The organism is Microbulbifer sp. ABM4_008 (assembly GCF_056311705.1).
This window is the reverse complement of sequence record NZ_CM149970.1, coordinates 2784269-2799243: the sequence shown is the minus strand read 5'-3', so window position 1 is coordinate 2799243 and position 14975 is coordinate 2784269. Positions and strand designations below refer to the sequence as shown.

15 protein-coding genes are annotated in these 14975 nt (G+C 50.8%); 8 read left to right on the top strand and 7 right to left on the bottom strand.

Annotated features, from left to right (window positions below):
* Positions 1-257 precede the first annotated feature (257 nt).
* A complete protein-coding gene (locus ACYX4J_RS12000; RefSeq protein ID WP_444927582.1) occupies positions 258-617 on the bottom strand; it encodes a winged helix-turn-helix transcriptional regulator in 360 nt (119 codons plus the stop codon).
* A gap of 110 nt (positions 618-727) precedes the next feature.
* Here ACYX4J_RS12000 and ACYX4J_RS11995 point away from each other — a divergent pair, with 110 nt between their 5' ends.
* On the top strand, positions 728-1138 hold the full coding sequence (locus ACYX4J_RS11995) for a GFA family protein (RefSeq protein ID WP_413665497.1): 411 nt from the start codon (positions 728-730) through the stop codon (positions 1136-1138).
* 413 nt (positions 1139-1551) lie between these two features.
* On the opposite strand, the gene ACYX4J_RS11990 is transcribed toward ACYX4J_RS11995, so the two are convergent.
* Positions 1552-1824, bottom strand: a complete 273-nt coding sequence (locus ACYX4J_RS11990) for a winged helix-turn-helix transcriptional regulator (RefSeq protein WP_476178660.1) — start codon at positions 1822-1824, stop codon at positions 1552-1554.
* A 138-nt stretch (positions 1825-1962) separates the two neighbouring features.
* On the opposite strand from ACYX4J_RS11990, the gene ACYX4J_RS11985 reads away from it, so the two are divergent.
* Positions 1963-2268 carry a YciI family protein gene (locus tag ACYX4J_RS11985; RefSeq protein WP_476176684.1) on the top strand — a complete coding sequence of 102 codons (306 nt, stop codon included), beginning with the start codon at positions 1963-1965 and terminating at the stop codon, positions 2266-2268.
* Between the two features lie 381 nt (positions 2269-2649).
* Entirely contained in the window at positions 2650-2943 is a 294-nt protein-coding gene (locus ACYX4J_RS11980) for a YciI family protein (RefSeq protein WP_444930831.1), read from the top strand.
* Between the two features lie 54 nt (positions 2944-2997).
* Here ACYX4J_RS11980 and ACYX4J_RS11975 read toward each other — a convergent pair whose 3' ends face one another.
* Positions 2998-3732, bottom strand: a complete 735-nt coding sequence (locus ACYX4J_RS11975) for an SDR family oxidoreductase (RefSeq protein WP_476176683.1) — start codon at positions 3730-3732, stop codon at positions 2998-3000.
* A 108-nt stretch (positions 3733-3840) separates the two neighbouring features.
* Here ACYX4J_RS11975 and ACYX4J_RS11970 point away from each other — a divergent pair, with 108 nt between their 5' ends.
* Positions 3841-4443 carry a TetR/AcrR family transcriptional regulator gene (locus ACYX4J_RS11970; protein ID WP_476176682.1) on the top strand — a complete coding sequence of 201 codons (603 nt, stop codon included), beginning with the start codon at positions 3841-3843 and terminating at the stop codon, positions 4441-4443.
* Between the two features lie 49 nt (positions 4444-4492).
* Here ACYX4J_RS11970 and ACYX4J_RS11965 read toward each other — a convergent pair whose 3' ends face one another.
* Together ACYX4J_RS11965 and ACYX4J_RS11960 are read right to left on the bottom strand one after the other, a co-directional pair.
* Positions 4493-5041 carry a DUF934 domain-containing protein gene (locus tag ACYX4J_RS11965; protein WP_476176681.1) on the bottom strand — a complete coding sequence of 183 codons (549 nt, stop codon included), beginning with the start codon at positions 5039-5041 and terminating at the stop codon, positions 4493-4495.
* On the bottom strand, positions 5025-6686 hold the full coding sequence (locus tag ACYX4J_RS11960; RefSeq protein WP_476176680.1) for a nitrite/sulfite reductase: 1662 nt from the start codon (positions 6684-6686) through the stop codon (positions 5025-5027). Before ACYX4J_RS11960 ends, ACYX4J_RS11965 begins: the two co-directional genes overlap by 17 nt.
* A 430-nt stretch (positions 6687-7116) precedes the next feature.
* Here ACYX4J_RS11960 and ACYX4J_RS11955 point away from each other — a divergent pair, with 430 nt between their 5' ends.
* Positions 7117-7929, top strand: a complete 813-nt coding sequence (locus ACYX4J_RS11955; protein ID WP_476176679.1) for a carbon-nitrogen hydrolase family protein — start codon at positions 7117-7119, stop codon at positions 7927-7929.
* 351 nt (positions 7930-8280) lie between these two features.
* Here ACYX4J_RS11955 and ACYX4J_RS11950 read toward each other — a convergent pair whose 3' ends face one another.
* Both ACYX4J_RS11950 and metH read right to left on the bottom strand, forming a co-directional pair.
* The gene (locus tag ACYX4J_RS11950; RefSeq protein WP_413665506.1) at positions 8281-8499 is read right to left on the bottom strand and encodes a DUF2970 domain-containing protein; all 219 of its coding nucleotides are present in this window, start codon (positions 8497-8499) and stop codon (positions 8281-8283) included.
* 4 nt (positions 8500-8503) lie between these two features.
* Positions 8504-12199 carry a methionine synthase gene (gene metH / locus ACYX4J_RS11945; RefSeq protein ID WP_476176678.1) on the bottom strand — a complete coding sequence of 1232 codons (3696 nt, stop codon included), beginning with the start codon at positions 12197-12199 and terminating at the stop codon, positions 8504-8506.
* Positions 12200-12419: 220 nt separating this feature from the next.
* On the opposite strand from metH, the gene ACYX4J_RS11940 reads away from it, so the two are divergent.
* The 3 genes from ACYX4J_RS11940 to ACYX4J_RS11930 all read left to right on the top strand — a co-directional run bounded on the left by ACYX4J_RS11940 (position 12420) and on the right by ACYX4J_RS11930 (position 14875).
* Complete coding sequence (locus ACYX4J_RS11940) at positions 12420-13010, top strand: TetR/AcrR family transcriptional regulator (RefSeq protein ID WP_444905524.1); 591 nt, start codon at positions 12420-12422, stop codon at positions 13008-13010.
* Between the two features lie 119 nt (positions 13011-13129).
* Positions 13130-14161 carry an NADP-dependent oxidoreductase gene (locus ACYX4J_RS11935; RefSeq protein ID WP_476176677.1) on the top strand — a complete coding sequence of 344 codons (1032 nt, stop codon included), beginning with the start codon at positions 13130-13132 and terminating at the stop codon, positions 14159-14161.
* 33 nt (positions 14162-14194) lie between these two features.
* Positions 14195-14875, top strand: a complete 681-nt coding sequence (locus tag ACYX4J_RS11930; protein WP_444897567.1) for a type 1 glutamine amidotransferase domain-containing protein — start codon at positions 14195-14197, stop codon at positions 14873-14875.
* The last annotated feature ends 100 nt before the right edge of the window (positions 14876-14975 follow it).

Genomic DNA, 14975 nt, shown 5'->3' with positions numbered 1-14975 from the left:
CGAAAGTGTTCTGGTAAAACAGTATATTAGTTGTATCAATTGCCGCCAGGTTCATTAGTGATTCAGGAGGGTTTCTTAATGAGATTGGGGGGGATAAATATAATAGGCAGAGTCAACATCATTAGCTTCTGGCTATTTATGGAGAATACAATTATGTAATTACGAAGTAAAAATGCATAAAAGTTGCTGTTATTGCTAAATTTTCAGCTTAGCTTGGTCCTGCGGAATTGTTGCGCTTCTGGCCCCGAATCAAAGGGTTAGGTTTCCATAAACCACTTCGGGGGAATCCATGAGCCTTCAAAATATGTATTTCCCCATTTGGCGATTGCCTGAAGAATCGGTAAGACATCCTTGCCTTTCTGTGTTAGCAGGTACTTATATCGCTTAGGCTTTGATTGATATTGTTCCCTCACCAACATTCCCTCTGCTTCTAGCATTTTTAATCTTTCTGCGAGTCTATTGGTTGGTATTTTCTCTGGTGAGTCAGCTAGCTCGCTATAGGTCTCTTTACCACACAGTAAGTCTCTTAGAATAACTAATGTCCATTTATCACCGAATACGTCCAGTCCGTTCACGATAGGGCATCCCGAACGTAAAAATTGATTGTCAGGACTCATGCTCACACTCTTACTGCCAGAAAATGAAATACTAGCCTAGTTACTTGCGAAGTTGAAGTTATTGATTTAGGCTAAGGTTACTTCAACTTCGTAAGTAACAGGGAAAATTTATGTCCAAAATATCTGGAGAATGCCTGTGCGGTTATATTAGTTATTCTTGTTCCGAAGAGCCGGTAATGGCGGGTCATTGCCAATGTACAGATTGTCAGAAAATTAGTGGGGCTGGACACATCGCTAACATTGCTATTCCTCGCGGAAGCTTAGCCATTAGCGGCGATCTTGCATTTCATGAGAAGCAGACAGATAGCGGCAATACAGTAAGGAGAGGTTTTTGCCCTCGCTGCGGTTCGCATATTTATGCGGAAAATAGCGGTATGCCGCAGTTTGAATTTATCCGCGCTGGGAGTCTTCATGACCTGGAGCAATTCAACCCGACAATGGTGGTATATGCTGGTAGTGGTGCATCTTGGGACTATATGGACCCGAAATTACAAAAATTTGAAAAAATGCCAGAAATGTGACCTTAACAATCAAAAGTAGGGGATGCAGCGCACAGCTGTTTTTGGGTTAAGGAAACTTCTGAAAATTACATTTCGCTCAATTTGTCTCCCTGCAATCCCCATGACTCGCTACTTACGGGCACAAAAAGGTAACTCATAAGAGTGCCCTTGAGAGCAGTGGTTTGTTGACTTCTAAAGAGATTGAACCCTCCTTAACCCTTGATGGTGAGCAGGTGCATTGTTTGGCAGAATTATTCGTAGATTTGGTTTACCCGGCGATTAATATTATTCGTTTTCGCTAGCGCATGATGCGAGTGATAATGAGACTGCCCTATCGGTTCAGTCCATTTTGTCGCGATAGTTGGCCTGCCTCCAAGAACCCAGCGGCATCTAGGCTGCAAGGCTCTTGGGTTTTGGTTTTTAGAGAGTGTCCATTAGGCCTTGAGGGATTCCTCCCAGTTATTAGCCCATTCCCTCAGCGGATCAAGGGTTTCCATTAACGAAACACCCAGATCTGTCAGTTGATATCCATTCGTACACTTATTAATCAATCTAGCTTCGCTCAACTGTTTGATTCTTGTATTTAGTACCGAAGGGGACATGGCATCACACTGGGCTTGGAGTTCCCTGAAGCTCCGGGGTGTGTTCCTCAGTTCCCACAGTATTCTCATATTCCATTTTCGCCCGAGCAGATCGAATACAGCCATAATGGCTATGCCGCTAGTCGAGCCTCTGACAGTTTTTTTCGGTAGAGGAGTTGCCATGGTTCTTGCGCTTCTAAATTAGTAGCGTTACAGTTGCTACGAAATCAGTAGCAATATTATAGTGTTTTAAGAGAAGAGGGAATGGGTATGTTTTTAGTGGATATGCATTTTAAGGATATGAAAAAGCTAACCCCAGAACTGACTGCGGAGCATAGGCTTTATCTGGAAGGAGAGTATAAGTCTGGAAGTTTGCTCTTTGGAGGAAGAAAAAATCCCAGGACTGGAGGGGTTATTGTTTCTTGCCACAACAGTGAAGAAGCATTGCGGAGAGTGCTTGATGAGGACCCTTTTATAAAAAGTGGAGTGGCAGTTTACTCGCTAACCGAATTTGAGCCTGTTATGGCCTCTGAACAGTTTTTACACCTTCTAAAGATGAGTTCGCATTAACAGTCTTAAGAGTGAGCTCAAAGAGGGAGTGCCATCTCATTAATCCCCAAATGTTTTGAGGGGAGTTTGGTATGTGGCTTTGAGGGGGATACCACAGCCTGGAAGGCAGATGAAGCTCTTCAGGCCACATGTAACTTGATTAATCTGAAGTATCGTCTAGTTAGCACTATTGCCTAAAGAAAGGTACTTGATGGCACCATTAAATTAAATGATGCCCGATCATCGATCTCCGATGGTTTCCATTTAAGCTACCACTTGGGGATTATCCTCTATCGCCAAGGTGGAAAGATTTGCTATTTATTAGATTGGTGGAGGCTATTTCTGCAAGCTTAAAGTGGTGTAAACAGCTGATATATGGTCCCTAAGGAGGGGAGAGATGTTATGTTTTTAGTGAACTTGAATTTCCCGGATCTAGAAAAACTGACCCCAGAGTTAATGGCGGAGCATGTGAGCTACCTGGAAGGACACTATAAATCGGGAGACCTGCTTTTTGGGGGAGCGAAAGAGCCTAGAACTGGCGCGATAATTATTTCACGTCATCCCTCTGAGGAAGTGCTGCGAAAGGTTCTGGAAGAAGACCCTTTCACAAAACATGGGGCGTCGACTTTTACGATCACTGAGTTTGTACCCGTTATGGCTTCAGAGGAATTTTCCAGCCTCTTGAAAGAACCCTAGATCGGGTTCCTTCGAGGCGTGTGTTACTTCTTACTCAGACAATCTTCGGCCGTGTTATTCGCTAAGGTCTGCGGTGATCACCGAATCAGAGAAGCTCTGATAAGCGGCTTCAAAGGTCTGTGACATGGCATCCGGGAAGAGGTGAAAATCCCCATTTTTTAGCGCGCCAACAATTTCCTCAGCCACTGCACTGGGGGATTCTCCGTCCTCCAGCCCAGCCTGTTTGGCCATATCTGTTTTGATGGGGCCGGGGTGAACACTCAATACTTGTACGCCTCGCTCCTGAAGCGTTTCTCGAAGTGCCTGGGTAATTGCGTAGCTGGCGGCTTTGGATGCGGAGTAGGTGCTAACGTGTGGGAAGGTACGCAAGGATACTACCGAATTCATTTGTACCAGGGCGCCTTTGCTCTTTTCCAAATGGGGGGTGAATGCTTTGGCTACACGGACAAGCCCAAAGGTATTCACTTCCAGTTCCTGCTTAAGGGAGTCCTCTACATGGTCGCTAAGCGGGTCTGAGGGCGCAAGTACCCCGGCATTGTTCACCAGAATATCCAATTCCTGAATCGCCTTTGCCGCCGCCCCTACACTTTGGGCTTTTGCCACATCGAGTTTCAATGTGATTACTTTGTCGCCATATTTTTCTGTCAGCTCTTTCGTTGTCTCCGGGTTGCGAACGGCCAGATAGACTTTTTTTGCGCCACCGTCGAGAAAGCGCTCGACAATTGCCTTGCCAATTCCGCGGTTTGCTCCAGTTACAAGGGCAGTTTTTCCTTCGATTGAAATGCTCAATTCCGTTCTCCTGTGAAGGGTTGATGAATATTGTACCGATCGGTAAGGTTTGAGCTAAGTCTTACCGATCGGTACAATATTGTCAAAACAATTTTTGGGAGATTGCCAATGGCGGGACGCAAGCCGGAGTTTGATAAGGCGCATGCGCTGGAATCAGCAACGAAAGTCTTTTGGAAAAAGGGCTATGTGGGCGCCTCAATGGCCGACCTGACCAAGGCTATGGGGATTAATAAGCCAAGTCTGTACTCTTCTTTTGGCAATAAAGAGAAACTGTTTGTTCTTTCATTGGGGCAGTACCTGGATAGATATGCCAAAGATCGTATGCAGTTCCTGACGGAAGAGGGAGTGCCGTTGCGGCAGCGATTGCATAGTTATTTGCTGGCTACCGTTAAAGGACAGGCCGGGGAAGGAACCCCGAGGGGTTGTTATCTGGCGTTTGGATTATCGGAAACTGCCGGTGATGCTTTGCCTTCTGATGCCATTGACGCTTTAAAAGCTGCTGACGCAGAAGCGGTAAAGCAACTGGTTGACTTGTTTCGTTTTGATAAAGAGTCCCAGGCAATAGGGCTGGATCGGCGTGCCGAGGAGTGCGCTATGTACCTGATTACCCTGCTGCATGGCACAGCATCGGTATTGCGATCCGGGCGAGAACTCAAGGAGGTGGAACCCTTTTTGGAGTTTGCGCTCAATGGATTGGGGTTGGAGGTGTGATGGAAGTGGAAATTTAGACCTCTGAGTATTCAGAGGTCTAAATTGAGCTTTAGAAGCGGCGACGGAACATGGGCAGCGGTTGGTCTACCCCTGTTTGGTAGCTATCGCCAAAATCGCTCATCGAGTCTTTAAGGCTAGCCAGAGGCTGCTCGCCTTCAAATGCGTAGGCATTGAAGCCGCAGCGTTGTAAATAGGTCAGCTGGTCTCGCATAAACCCGCCTACTGCGCGTAACTCTCCGGTAAAGCTGTAGCGCTCGCGCAGCATACGGCCTGCGGTAAAGCCCCGACCATCGGCAAATGCCGGGAAATGCACGGCAATTACCGGCAATTTGGGAGCTTCTTCCGCAATCTGCTCGGCACCTTCTTCACTGTCCAGCCAAACACCGACTTCTTCACTGCGGGATGCCAGCGCATCGCGATGCGCCAGCCACTGTCGCAGTGGCAGGATAATTTTGCCGGAGGGCAGGGTGCTTGGGTCCAACTCTTCCCCTGCTTCCAGTTGGGGTACCAGCTGCCATTCGTTGGTCTTTACTTCACCATCGATGATCAGTTCTGCGGGGTTGCTTGGCTGTGGGCCCAGTTTAGCTGGCTTTGGCATAAACTCTCTCCTTGAAGGGCTGAAGGCCGATGCGGTTGTAGGTGTCGATAAAGGGCTCTTCCGTTTGGCGTTGCTCGACATAGAGGTCGAGGATTTTGCTGATCACGTCTGGCACTTCAGCGCGGGAGAAACTGGGGCCCAATACTTTGGCCAGGCTGGCCTCGTTGGATGCACTGCCGCCCAGCTGAATCTGGTAGAACTCTTCGCCTTTTTTATCGACGCCGAGGATGCCGATATGTCCCACGTGGTGGTGGCCACAGGCATTCATACAGCCAGAGATATTGAGGTTGAGATCACCCAGGTCGTACAGGTAGTCCATATCGTCAAAGCGACGCTGGATGGCTTCGGCTACCGGGATGGACTTGGCATTGGCAAGTGAGCAGTAGTCACCGCCGGGGCAGCAAATCATATCGGTCAGGGTGCCGATATTCGGTGTGGCGAAGCCGTGCTTGCGGGCCTGTTGCCAGAGTTCAAACAGTTTGTCCTGTTCGACGTCTGCGAGTACCACATTCTGGTCGTGAGTTACCCGAGCTTCACCAAAGCTAAAAGTATCGGCAAGATCGGCAATAGCCTCTAATTGGGCATCGGTTACATCACCTGGGGGTACACCAGTGGGTTTGGTGGACAACTTAATCGCGCGATAACCGGGTACCCGGTGCGGGTAGGTGTTGCGTTCAAGCCAGCGGGCAAAGGCTTTGTCGCTGTCGGCTTGTTGTTGCAGTGCCGCTTCAGCAGCTGGCCCGTCAAACTCGCGATATTCCGGGGCTGTGAAGAAGGATTTAGCCCAATCCAATGCTTCCTGGGTTAACTTTTCAGCGCCGTCTTTAATATGTTGCCACTCTTCTTCCACGCGGCGGCCGAACTCTTCCGGGCCGAGGGCCTTGACCAGAATTTTAATGCGCGCTTTGTACTTGTTGTCGCGACGACCCAGCTGGTTGTAAACGCGGACAATCGCTTCAAGGTAAGAGAGCAGGTCTTCTTCCGGCAGGAAGTCGCGGATGGTCTCGGCAATAACCGGTGTGCGGCCCTGACCGCCACCTACCAATACCTGGAAGCCAATCTCTTCACCGCGCTTGACGATTTGTACACCGATATCGTGTACACGGATGGCGGCGCGGTCCTGTTCTGAACCACTGACGGCGATCTTGAACTTGCGCGGCAAGAAAGCGAATTCCGGATGGAATGTAGACCACTGGCGAATCAACTCGCAATAGGGGCGCGGGTCGGCAATCTCGTCGAGCGCAATGCCGGCGTAGGGGTCCGAGGTGGTATTTCGGATACAGTTGCCGCTGGTTTGTACCGCGTGCATTTCCACTTCCGCCAGCTCATCGAGAATAGTGGGTACATCTTCCAGCTGCGGCCAGTTGTACTGGAGGTTCTGGCGCGTAGTGAAGTGGGCGTAGCCTTTATCGTAGTCGCGGCTTACGCGGGCGAGACGGCGTAACTGGGCACTGTTGAGCAGGCCGTAGGGAACGGCAATACGCAACATGGGGGCCAGTCGCTGAATATAGAGGCCATTTTGCAGGCGCAGCGGCAGGAATTGCTCCTCGCTCAACTCGCCGGCAAGGTAACGTTCCGTTTGGCCGCGGAACTGGGCTACGCGATCGTTGATGATGGCGCGGTCCCGGTCGTCGTATCGATACATAACAGCTTGATTCCATTGCCTTTGTGCGCTGATGGTGGAGAAAGGGGCGGGCCCCGGACGATTCTCCGCTGGCGCATAACATACCAGCGCTCTTATGCAATAAATAACAATATTTTCCGCTATATCTGTAACCAACAGTTATAAGAGAGATTTATCAGCATAGTGCTTGTCTGTTGTTGCAGATTCGAGGAGCGTTGGAGTAATGGCTATCTATGCCGTCCTGTCTGTTTTTTAGCCGCAACTTACCTGTTGAGTGTAGCAACTCCACTTCGGGACCTGGCAAATCGACGCTAATTCGGTTAGCTGTGAATTGATACCGCCTCTCAGTTTACTTGTGGTGATATAAATTGCGAATGGTCAGTCACATGTGAGACTGGTCAGTGGCTAAGTCAGTGACTGAATTCCTAAAAAAATATAAGAGGTAAGCGGGATGGCTAAAGATATCCTTGCGGCGATGATTGAGTTTGATGATTCATCAAAGTTTACTGGTGTGAGTAACAGTAATTTCGATGTGTTTGAGGGGGCGCTGGCTCGCGCTAAAGCCATGATGCAAGAGTACTCCGATGATAAATATATCAAGATGTTGGTTGCTCCGGAGTATTACTTTTCAGGGTATGCCTCTAAAGCAAAAACTAATCACATCGACTCTTTAAGCAAGGGCTCCAAGAGTGATATTTATTCCGGCCTGCGCAGAGCTTCCCGTCAATACCCGAACATTCTGATTGTTGCAGGGACTATTGCTTACACAAAAGGTGGTGGATGTTTTTCTTCAGCATCTTACTTGAGCATTGCTCCTATCCTGGCCGGTGGCAATTTCCTGCTGAAGAAATATAAAGTTGGCAATGATAAGTATCAGACAGATGATGCTTTTTCGACCAAGGCAAGTGACAGTACTTTTTCGTACAAGGGCTTAACTTTTGGCATTGATATTTGTTTGGATCATAACAATAGGATTCTAAAAAACTCGCTGGGTGGTAAAACTATCGATGTACATATTCTGATTTCCGATGGCTCAAGCCCGAGTCCAGGTTCTCTGGCGACGAACAAGAGTGGTGGTGGAGCCGTGGTGTTTTGCAATATGACGAGTGTTAACAAGGGCAAAGGTGTTAATGGAATTATGTCAGTTTCCCCAAATAAATGGGGCAATCTGAATGTCGATGTTAACAGCCGTACACAGGTTGCTAAGACTGGCCAGGCTCTCACCGGAGGGTTTCATATCGCTCTCTATTCCGGGCAGGCCTAGACTGGCACTTGGGTCGGTAAGGTTGTTTGCCGGCCCCGCCTTGCAACTGATGACTTGATTTGCTCTACTTGGGTTGCCGCATCCAGCGGCCCAACTACTTTAAATAACAATAAAGAACGATCGGAGAGATTCGATGAATGATGAAGTAGCTGTAGTTTCTGAAGACGATAATGTAGTGGATGCAATTGCTGCTGTAGCACTGGTCGCAATTTTCGTAGCCACCTGTATTTTTTGGGTGGCCACGCGCTAGCCCGCCGCTGGCCCGGAGTTGTGTAGTCCCGGGCATTAGCGATAGACATTTCGCTCGGCTTATTTGTGTAGCTGCTAGCTGATGGAAAGCACTCTGCGCTTTTAGCCCATATTGCCGAGTACTATTTTCACAATTAGAGCCAATCCGATTACAAATACGGCGGTAAAAACAACGCCGGCAATAACGTACGTCATAATACTGCCACTTTGAAAATCCCTTTCGCGGTTTTTATCACTCTGCACGCCAATCGCGGCGGCCAGGGTACTGACTACCACCTGGCCGAAATTGGGCTTTTTCGCTTTCTTATTATTATCTTCCACAGGCTCACTCCTCGAGGTTGGGACGTAGCCAGCGCTCCAATTCCGGTTCGCTGACCCCTTTTCGTTTAGCCAGGCTTTGCAGCTGATCCCTGCCGATCTTGCCCACATTGAAGTACTTTGCCTGGGGGTGGGCGAAGTACCAACCGCTCACCGCAGCTGCGGGCATCATGGCAAAGTGCTCGGTAAGGCTGACGCCTGCATTTTGCTCCGCTTGTAGCAATTTGAACAGGGTAGCTTTTTCCGAATGATCGGGGCAGGCGGGATAGCCCGGGGCTGGGCGGATGCCCTGGTAGGCTTCCTTGATCAGCTCCTCATTGCTCAGAGTTTCGTCTTCGGCATAGCCCCAATATTCTTTTCGCACCAAACGGTGCAGTGTCTCAGCAAAGGACTCTGCCATACGGTCTGCCAGGGCCTTTACCATAATGGCGTTGTAATCGTCGTGCTTGGCTTCGTAGGTGTCAGCCAACTCGTCTGCGCCGATGCCAGTGGTAACCGCGAAGCCGCCCACATAGTCTATTTGGCCTGACTCCAGCGGCGCGACGAAATCTGCCAGGGAGCGGCACAGGCCATCGCCACCGCGTTTCTGTACCTGCTGGCGCATATGGTGAAGGCGAGCCAGCTCCTCACTGCGGCTTTCATCCTTGTAGACGATGATATCGTCGCCGACGCTATTGGCGGGCCATAGGCCGAATACGGCCCGTGCGCGCAATAGGTTTTTATCGATAATCTCTTTCAACATACGCTGGGCGTTGTCGTAGAGATCGGTAGCGGCTTCTCCCACAATTTCGTCTTCAAGGATTGCCGGGAATTTACCCGCCAAATCCCAGGAAATAAAGAAAGGCGTCCAGTCCATAGTGTCGAGCAGTTTCTCCAGAGGGAAATCGTCGATCACGGTAAGGCCCAGCTTGTTGGGTCGTGCTGGCTGGTAGTTTTTCCAATCAAATTCCGGGGCAGTATCCCGCGCTTCCTCGTAGGTTAAGCGGGTGTCATTGCGCTTGCGGTTGGCGGTGCGGGTGCGCACCTTTTCATACTCGGCCTGGATTTTTTCCACAAAGGCTGGGCGCAGCTCATTGGAAATCAGGCTGCTGGCCACGCCTACGGCGCGAGATGCATCGGCTACATACACCACCTGGTTGCGGTGGAATTGGGGATCAATTTTTACGGCGGTATGGGCTTTGGAGGTGGTAGCTCCGCCGATCAATAATGGGATATCAAACCCCTGGCGCTCCATCTCGGCGGCTACGTGAACCATTTCATCCAGGGATGGGGTGATCAGGCCGGACAGGCCGATAATGTCACACTCCTTTTCCTTTGCTGTTTGCAGAATAGTTTCCGCTGGCACCATCACGCCGAGGTCGATCACTTCATAGTTGTTGCAGGCCAGCACCACGCCCACGATATTTTTGCCAATATCGTGCACATCCCCTTTAACAGTGGCCATCAGGATACGGCCGTTGGAGCGGCTGTCTTCGGTTTTTTCCGCTTCAATATAGGGTTGCAGGTAGGCTACCGCCTGTTTCATAACCCGGGCGGATTTCACTACCTGGGGCAAGAACATTTTCCCTTCGCCAAACAGGTCGCCAACGATATTCATACCGTCCATCAGTGGACCTTCGATCACATCCAGTGGGCGTGAGGAACTTGCGCGGGCCTCTTCGGTATCTTCCTCGATATAGTTGTTAATGCCTTTCACAAGGGAGTGTGCCAGGCGTTCCTTCACAGGCAATTGGCGCCAGCTCAGGTCCTCTTTGCGTGTGGCACCGCCGCCATCCCCTTGGTATTTGGGGGCAATTTCCAGCAGGGCTTCAGTGGCATCCGGGCTGCGGTTGAGGATCACATCCTCAACTTTTTCCCGCAGCTCCTCTGGGAGTTCGTCGTAAACCGCCAGCTGCCCGGCGTTCACGATACCCATATTCAGGCCGGCTTTAATAGCGTGAAACAGGAATACTGAATGAATGGCTTCACGTACCGGGTTGTTGCCCCGGAAAGAGAAGGAAACATTGGAGACGCCGCCACTGATCTGGGCACCGGGCAGATTTGCGCGAATCCAGCGGCACGCCTCGATAAAGTCCACCGCGTAATTATTGTGTTCCTCAATACCGGTGGCGACAGCAAAAATATTCGGGTCGAAAATAATATCGGTGGGATCGAAGCCGACTTCATCGACCAGCACATCGTAGCTGCGCTTGCAGATCTCAATTTTGCGCTCGAAAGTATCCGCCTGGCCATCTTCATCAAAAGCCATCACCACCACAGCCGCACCGTAGCGCAGGCACAGTTGGGCCTTTTCGATAAACTCCTCTTTGCCTTCCTTGAGGCTGATGGAGTTCACAATGGGCTTGCCCTGGATGCATTGCAGGCCGGCCTCGATCACCTCCCACTTGGAGGAGTCCACCATAAATGGCACCTTGGCGATATCCGGTTCGGTAGCGGCAAGGTTGAGGAAGCGGCGCATAGCGGCGAGTGCATCCAGCATCGCCTCATCCATATTGAAGTCGATTACCTGCGCCCCATCTTCCACCTGGGCGGCAGCCACTTGCAGGGCGGTGTCGTAGTCCTCTTCAAGTATCAGGCGCTTAAATCGGGCGGAGCCAGTGACGTTGCAACGCTCGCCCACATTGACGAATAGGGCGTTTTCATCGGCGACAAATGGCTCCAGTCCGGACAGGCGCAGAGCAGGTTTTATTTCCGGCTGCTGTCGTGGGGGTATATCGGCCACTGCGTCGGCAATTGCACGAATATGATCGGGGGTGGTGCCACAACAGCCGCCGAGGATATTAATAAATCCGCTGCGGGCAAATTCCGCTACGATTGCGGCAGTCTGCTCAGGGGTTTCGTCGTATTCGCCAAACTCATTGGGCAATCCCGCGTTGGGGTGGGCGGAGACATTAGAGGTACAGGCGCCCGATAAGGCTTCCACATAAGGGCGCAATTCGGTGGCGCCCAGGGCACAGTTGAGCCCCACAGAAATTGGCTTTGCGTGGGCAACAGAATAGTAAAAAGCTTCGGTCGTTTGGCCGGAAAGGGTGCGGCCGGAGGCATCGGTAATGGTGCCGGAAATCATAATTGGCAGTTCGAAACCCAGCTCCTCAAAGAGCTGCTGCATGGCATAGATAGCGGCCTTGGCATTGAGGGTGTCAAAAATGGTTTCGATTAAGATCAGGTCGCTGCCGCCTTCGACCAAAGCGCGGCCCGCTTCTACATAGTTTTCTACCAGTTCATCGAAAGTGACATTGCGTGCCCCTGGGTCATTGACGTCTGGTGAAATACTGGCGGTGCGGGAAGTGGGGCCGATGACCCCGGCTACCCAGCGCGGGCGCTCTGGGGTAGAGAGTGCATCTGCTGCACGGCGCGCGATCTCTGCGGAGGCCCGGTTGATCTCTACCACCAGGTGTTCCATGTCGTAATCAGATTGGGACAGCTGGGTCGCGTTAAAAGTATTGGTTTCGATAATGTCCGCGCCCGCCTCAAGGTACTCCCGGTGAATCTTTTCGATCAGCTCCGGGCGGGTCAGGCTGAGCAGGTCGTTATTGCCTTTCAAGTCGCGAGGGAAGTCGGCGAAGCGCTCGCCCCGATAATCGGCCTCTTCCAGCTTCTCCCTCTGGATCATCGTCCCCATAGCGCCATCCAGGATCAGGATGCGTTGCGCAAGCGCGGCATTAATTTGCTCGAGACGTTGGTCGCGGGACTGCTGGGACATTTACCAATCCTTATATTGTCGATCTTTTGCCGATGGTGGGAATGGCGCCAATCTTAGCACAGTCACGCCCACTCACCGGCTGCGACTTACGCCTTTTTGGTTGTTCCACCACAATAACAGAGCAGTTTTGAATAAAGTTGAGCAATTTATAGATACTCTACAGCTCCTAATCACTATAAATCCCTAGACGACCGGTCTAGTTTTGCGTAGAGTGCTAGGCATGAAAAGCAGCTATGAAGATACTCGCCAACATTTGTTGGATACCGGTTACACCGTGATGGCCGTAAAAGGTTTCTCCGGTGTAGGTTTGAGTGAAATTCTCAAAACTGCCGGTGTGCCAAAGGGATCCTTTTATCACTACTTTAAGTCCAAGGAGCAATTTGGCGAGGCTCTGCTGGAAGATTATTTTCGCAGCTACCTGGAACAGATGGACGTTGGCTTTTCCTCCCGGGATCAATCTGCCGCCGATAATTTATTGGCCTATTTTGATGCTTGGCAGAAGAGTAGTGGGGAGCGTTACGATGCACACCGCTGCCTGGTGGTTAAGCTTAGCGCTGAGGTGGCAGACCTGTCTGAATCGATGCGGGTTATCCTCAGAGATGGGACTGAGCATATTATTCAGAAGCTCCAGAATTGTATCGAGCTGGCGGGGGAAGACGGTTCTCTGCCTAGCACCCTCAATGCCCGTGCCACCGCAGCTTCCTTGTACCAGCTGTGGCTGGGAGCCAGCCTGTTGGCCAAGTTAAACCGCAACGATACGCCAATGGCAGAGGCGATGCTGGCGACCCAGGAGATACTGGGGAAACACTGAGTTTTTTACTGAGCCCGCGAGGGGAAAACCGTTGCGGGTATTTTTATGGCGCCTTTCTAGACGACCGGTCTAATTTGGCGACTTTGACTTCCATTTTATGAAGTTATGGAGAATAGAGAATGCAATCGAGCGATATAAACCGCCGCCTGGTATTGGCATCCCGCCCTGAAGGTGCCCCGACGACAGATAACTTCCGCCTGGAGCATGCCCCTGTGGTCAAGCCGGAGGTCGGCGAGGTGCTGTTGCGCACAGTATTCCTATCGCTCGATCCCTATATGAGGGGGCGAATGAGTGATGCGAAGTCCTACGCAGAGCCTGTTTCACTGGGAGAGACCATGGTTGGAGGGACGGTGAGCCGTGTGGTTGAGTCCCGATTGAATGGCTTCGAGGAGGGGGATTGGATACTCGGTTATAGCGGCTGGCAGGACTACGCCATTTCTGATGGTACCGGGTTGATTAACTTGGGTAAAAATCCGGATTACCCCTCCTTCTCCCTGGGAGTGCTGGGTATGCCGGGAATCACCGCCTACTTTGGTTTGCTAGAAATTGGGGAGCCAAAAGAAGGGGAGACTCTGGTAGTTGCAGCTGCTACTGGTCCTGTGGGGGCAACAGTTGGACAAATCGGCAAGTTGCAAGGGTGCCGGGTAATCGGTGTTGCTGGAGGTGAGGAAAAGTGTCGCTATGCGGTAGAGGAGTTGGGCTTCGACCTGTGCCTGGATCACCGCGCCGAAGATTTTGTCGATCAATTGGCTGCGGCTTGCCCTGACGGTATCGATATCTATTTTGAAAGTGTTGGTGGCAAGGTCTTTGATGCGGTGCAACCGCTATTAAATGATTTTGCGCGGATTCCTGTATGTGGGCTTATCTCTCAGTACAACGCAACCTCATTGCCGCAAGGCCCGGATCGCACCAGTTTGTTAATGCGGGATGTACTGACCAAACGCTTGAAAACCCAAGGCTTTATTATTTTCGATTACTACGAACGTTTTCATGAAGCGGTACGTACATTAAGTCAGTGGGTTGCGGAAGGCAGTATTAAATATCTTGAGGATATGGTCGAAGGGTTGGAAGAAACACCCAATGCATTTATCGGGCTTCTGGAAGGAAAGAACTTCGGCAAGTTAGTTGTGCGCATAGGAAATGATGATTGAAGCAAAGCTGACAAAGTTTATAGGGACAGAAATATGAAAATACTGATGGTTTTGACTTCCCACGATGAACTGGGGAATACCGGCAAGAAAACGGGGTTTTGGCTGGAGGAGTTTGCCGCACCTTACTACATCTTCAAGGACGCCGGTGCTGAAGTGACCCTGGCCTCTCCAAAAGGCGGGCAGCCGCCTCTCGATCCCAAGAGTGATGAGCCAGATTTTCAGACGGAGGCGACTCATCGCTTTCAGGCTGACGCCGATGCTCAGCAGGTTCTGGCCAATACCCACAAATTGGCTGATATGAATGAGTCTGATTTTGATGCAGTCTTTTATCCCGGTGGCCATGGTCCCTTGTGGGACCTTGCGGAAGACCCGGTCTCAATTGCACTGATTGAGAACTTTTTTGCCGCAGACAAGCCGATCGGTGCTGTGTGCCATGCTCCGGGCATTTTCCGTCATACCCGCCGCCAGGATGGCGCTTACCTGGTGTCGGGAAAAGGTGTGACTGGATTTGCCAACTCGGAAGAGGCTGCGGTTGAACTGGTGGATGTCGTGCCTTTCCTGGTTGAGGATATGCTCAAGAGTAATGGTGGAAACTACTCCAAAAGTGGTGATTGGGCACCCTACGTAGTGGTAGACGGCAAACTGGTAACTGGTCAAAATCCGGCCTCCTCAGAGGAAACTGCCCAGACTCTTATGGGATTTATCCCCACCTAGGAGAGTGGTGAGGCCGGTCGGTCGAAAGGGTTCCAACTGACCGGTTTCCCTTGAGTCTTTCTGAGAGTAGAATACCCGACAAAGAAGCTTGGTTATTTGA

Bases quoted from the DNA above. Each gene is read 5' to 3' on its own strand.
- ACYX4J_RS11995 (WP_413665497.1), top strand. From the start codon at position 728: ATGTCCAAAATATCTGGAGAATGCCTGTGCGGTTATATTAGTTATTCT.
- ACYX4J_RS11965 (WP_476176681.1), bottom strand. From the start codon at position 5,041: ATGCCAAAGCCAGCTAAACTGGGCCCACAGCCAAGCAACCCCGCAGAA.
- metH (WP_476176678.1), bottom strand. From the start codon at position 12,199: ATGTCCCAGCAGTCCCGCGACCAACGTCTCGAGCAAATTAATGCCGCG.
- ACYX4J_RS11985 (WP_476176684.1), top strand. From the start codon at position 1,963: ATGGGTATGTTTTTAGTGGATATGCATTTTAAGGATATGAAAAAGCTA.
- ACYX4J_RS11990 (WP_476178660.1), bottom strand. From the start codon at position 1,824: ATGGCTGTATTCGATCTGCTCGGGCGAAAATGGAATATGAGAATACTG.
- ACYX4J_RS11960 (WP_476176680.1), bottom strand. From the start codon at position 6,686: ATGTATCGATACGACGACCGGGACCGCGCCATCATCAACGATCGCGTA.
- ACYX4J_RS11955 (WP_476176679.1), top strand. From the start codon at position 7,117: ATGGCTAAAGATATCCTTGCGGCGATGATTGAGTTTGATGATTCATCA.
- ACYX4J_RS11980 (WP_444930831.1), top strand. From the start codon at position 2,650: ATGTTTTTAGTGAACTTGAATTTCCCGGATCTAGAAAAACTGACCCCA.
- ACYX4J_RS11935 (WP_476176677.1), top strand. From the start codon at position 13,130: ATGCAATCGAGCGATATAAACCGCCGCCTGGTATTGGCATCCCGCCCT.
- ACYX4J_RS11970 (WP_476176682.1), top strand. From the start codon at position 3,841: ATGGCGGGACGCAAGCCGGAGTTTGATAAGGCGCATGCGCTGGAATCA.
- ACYX4J_RS11930 (WP_444897567.1), top strand. From the start codon at position 14,195: ATGAAAATACTGATGGTTTTGACTTCCCACGATGAACTGGGGAATACC.
- ACYX4J_RS12000 (WP_444927582.1), bottom strand. From the start codon at position 617: ATGAGTCCTGACAATCAATTTTTACGTTCGGGATGCCCTATCGTGAAC.
- ACYX4J_RS11940 (WP_444905524.1), top strand. From the start codon at position 12,420: ATGAAAAGCAGCTATGAAGATACTCGCCAACATTTGTTGGATACCGGT.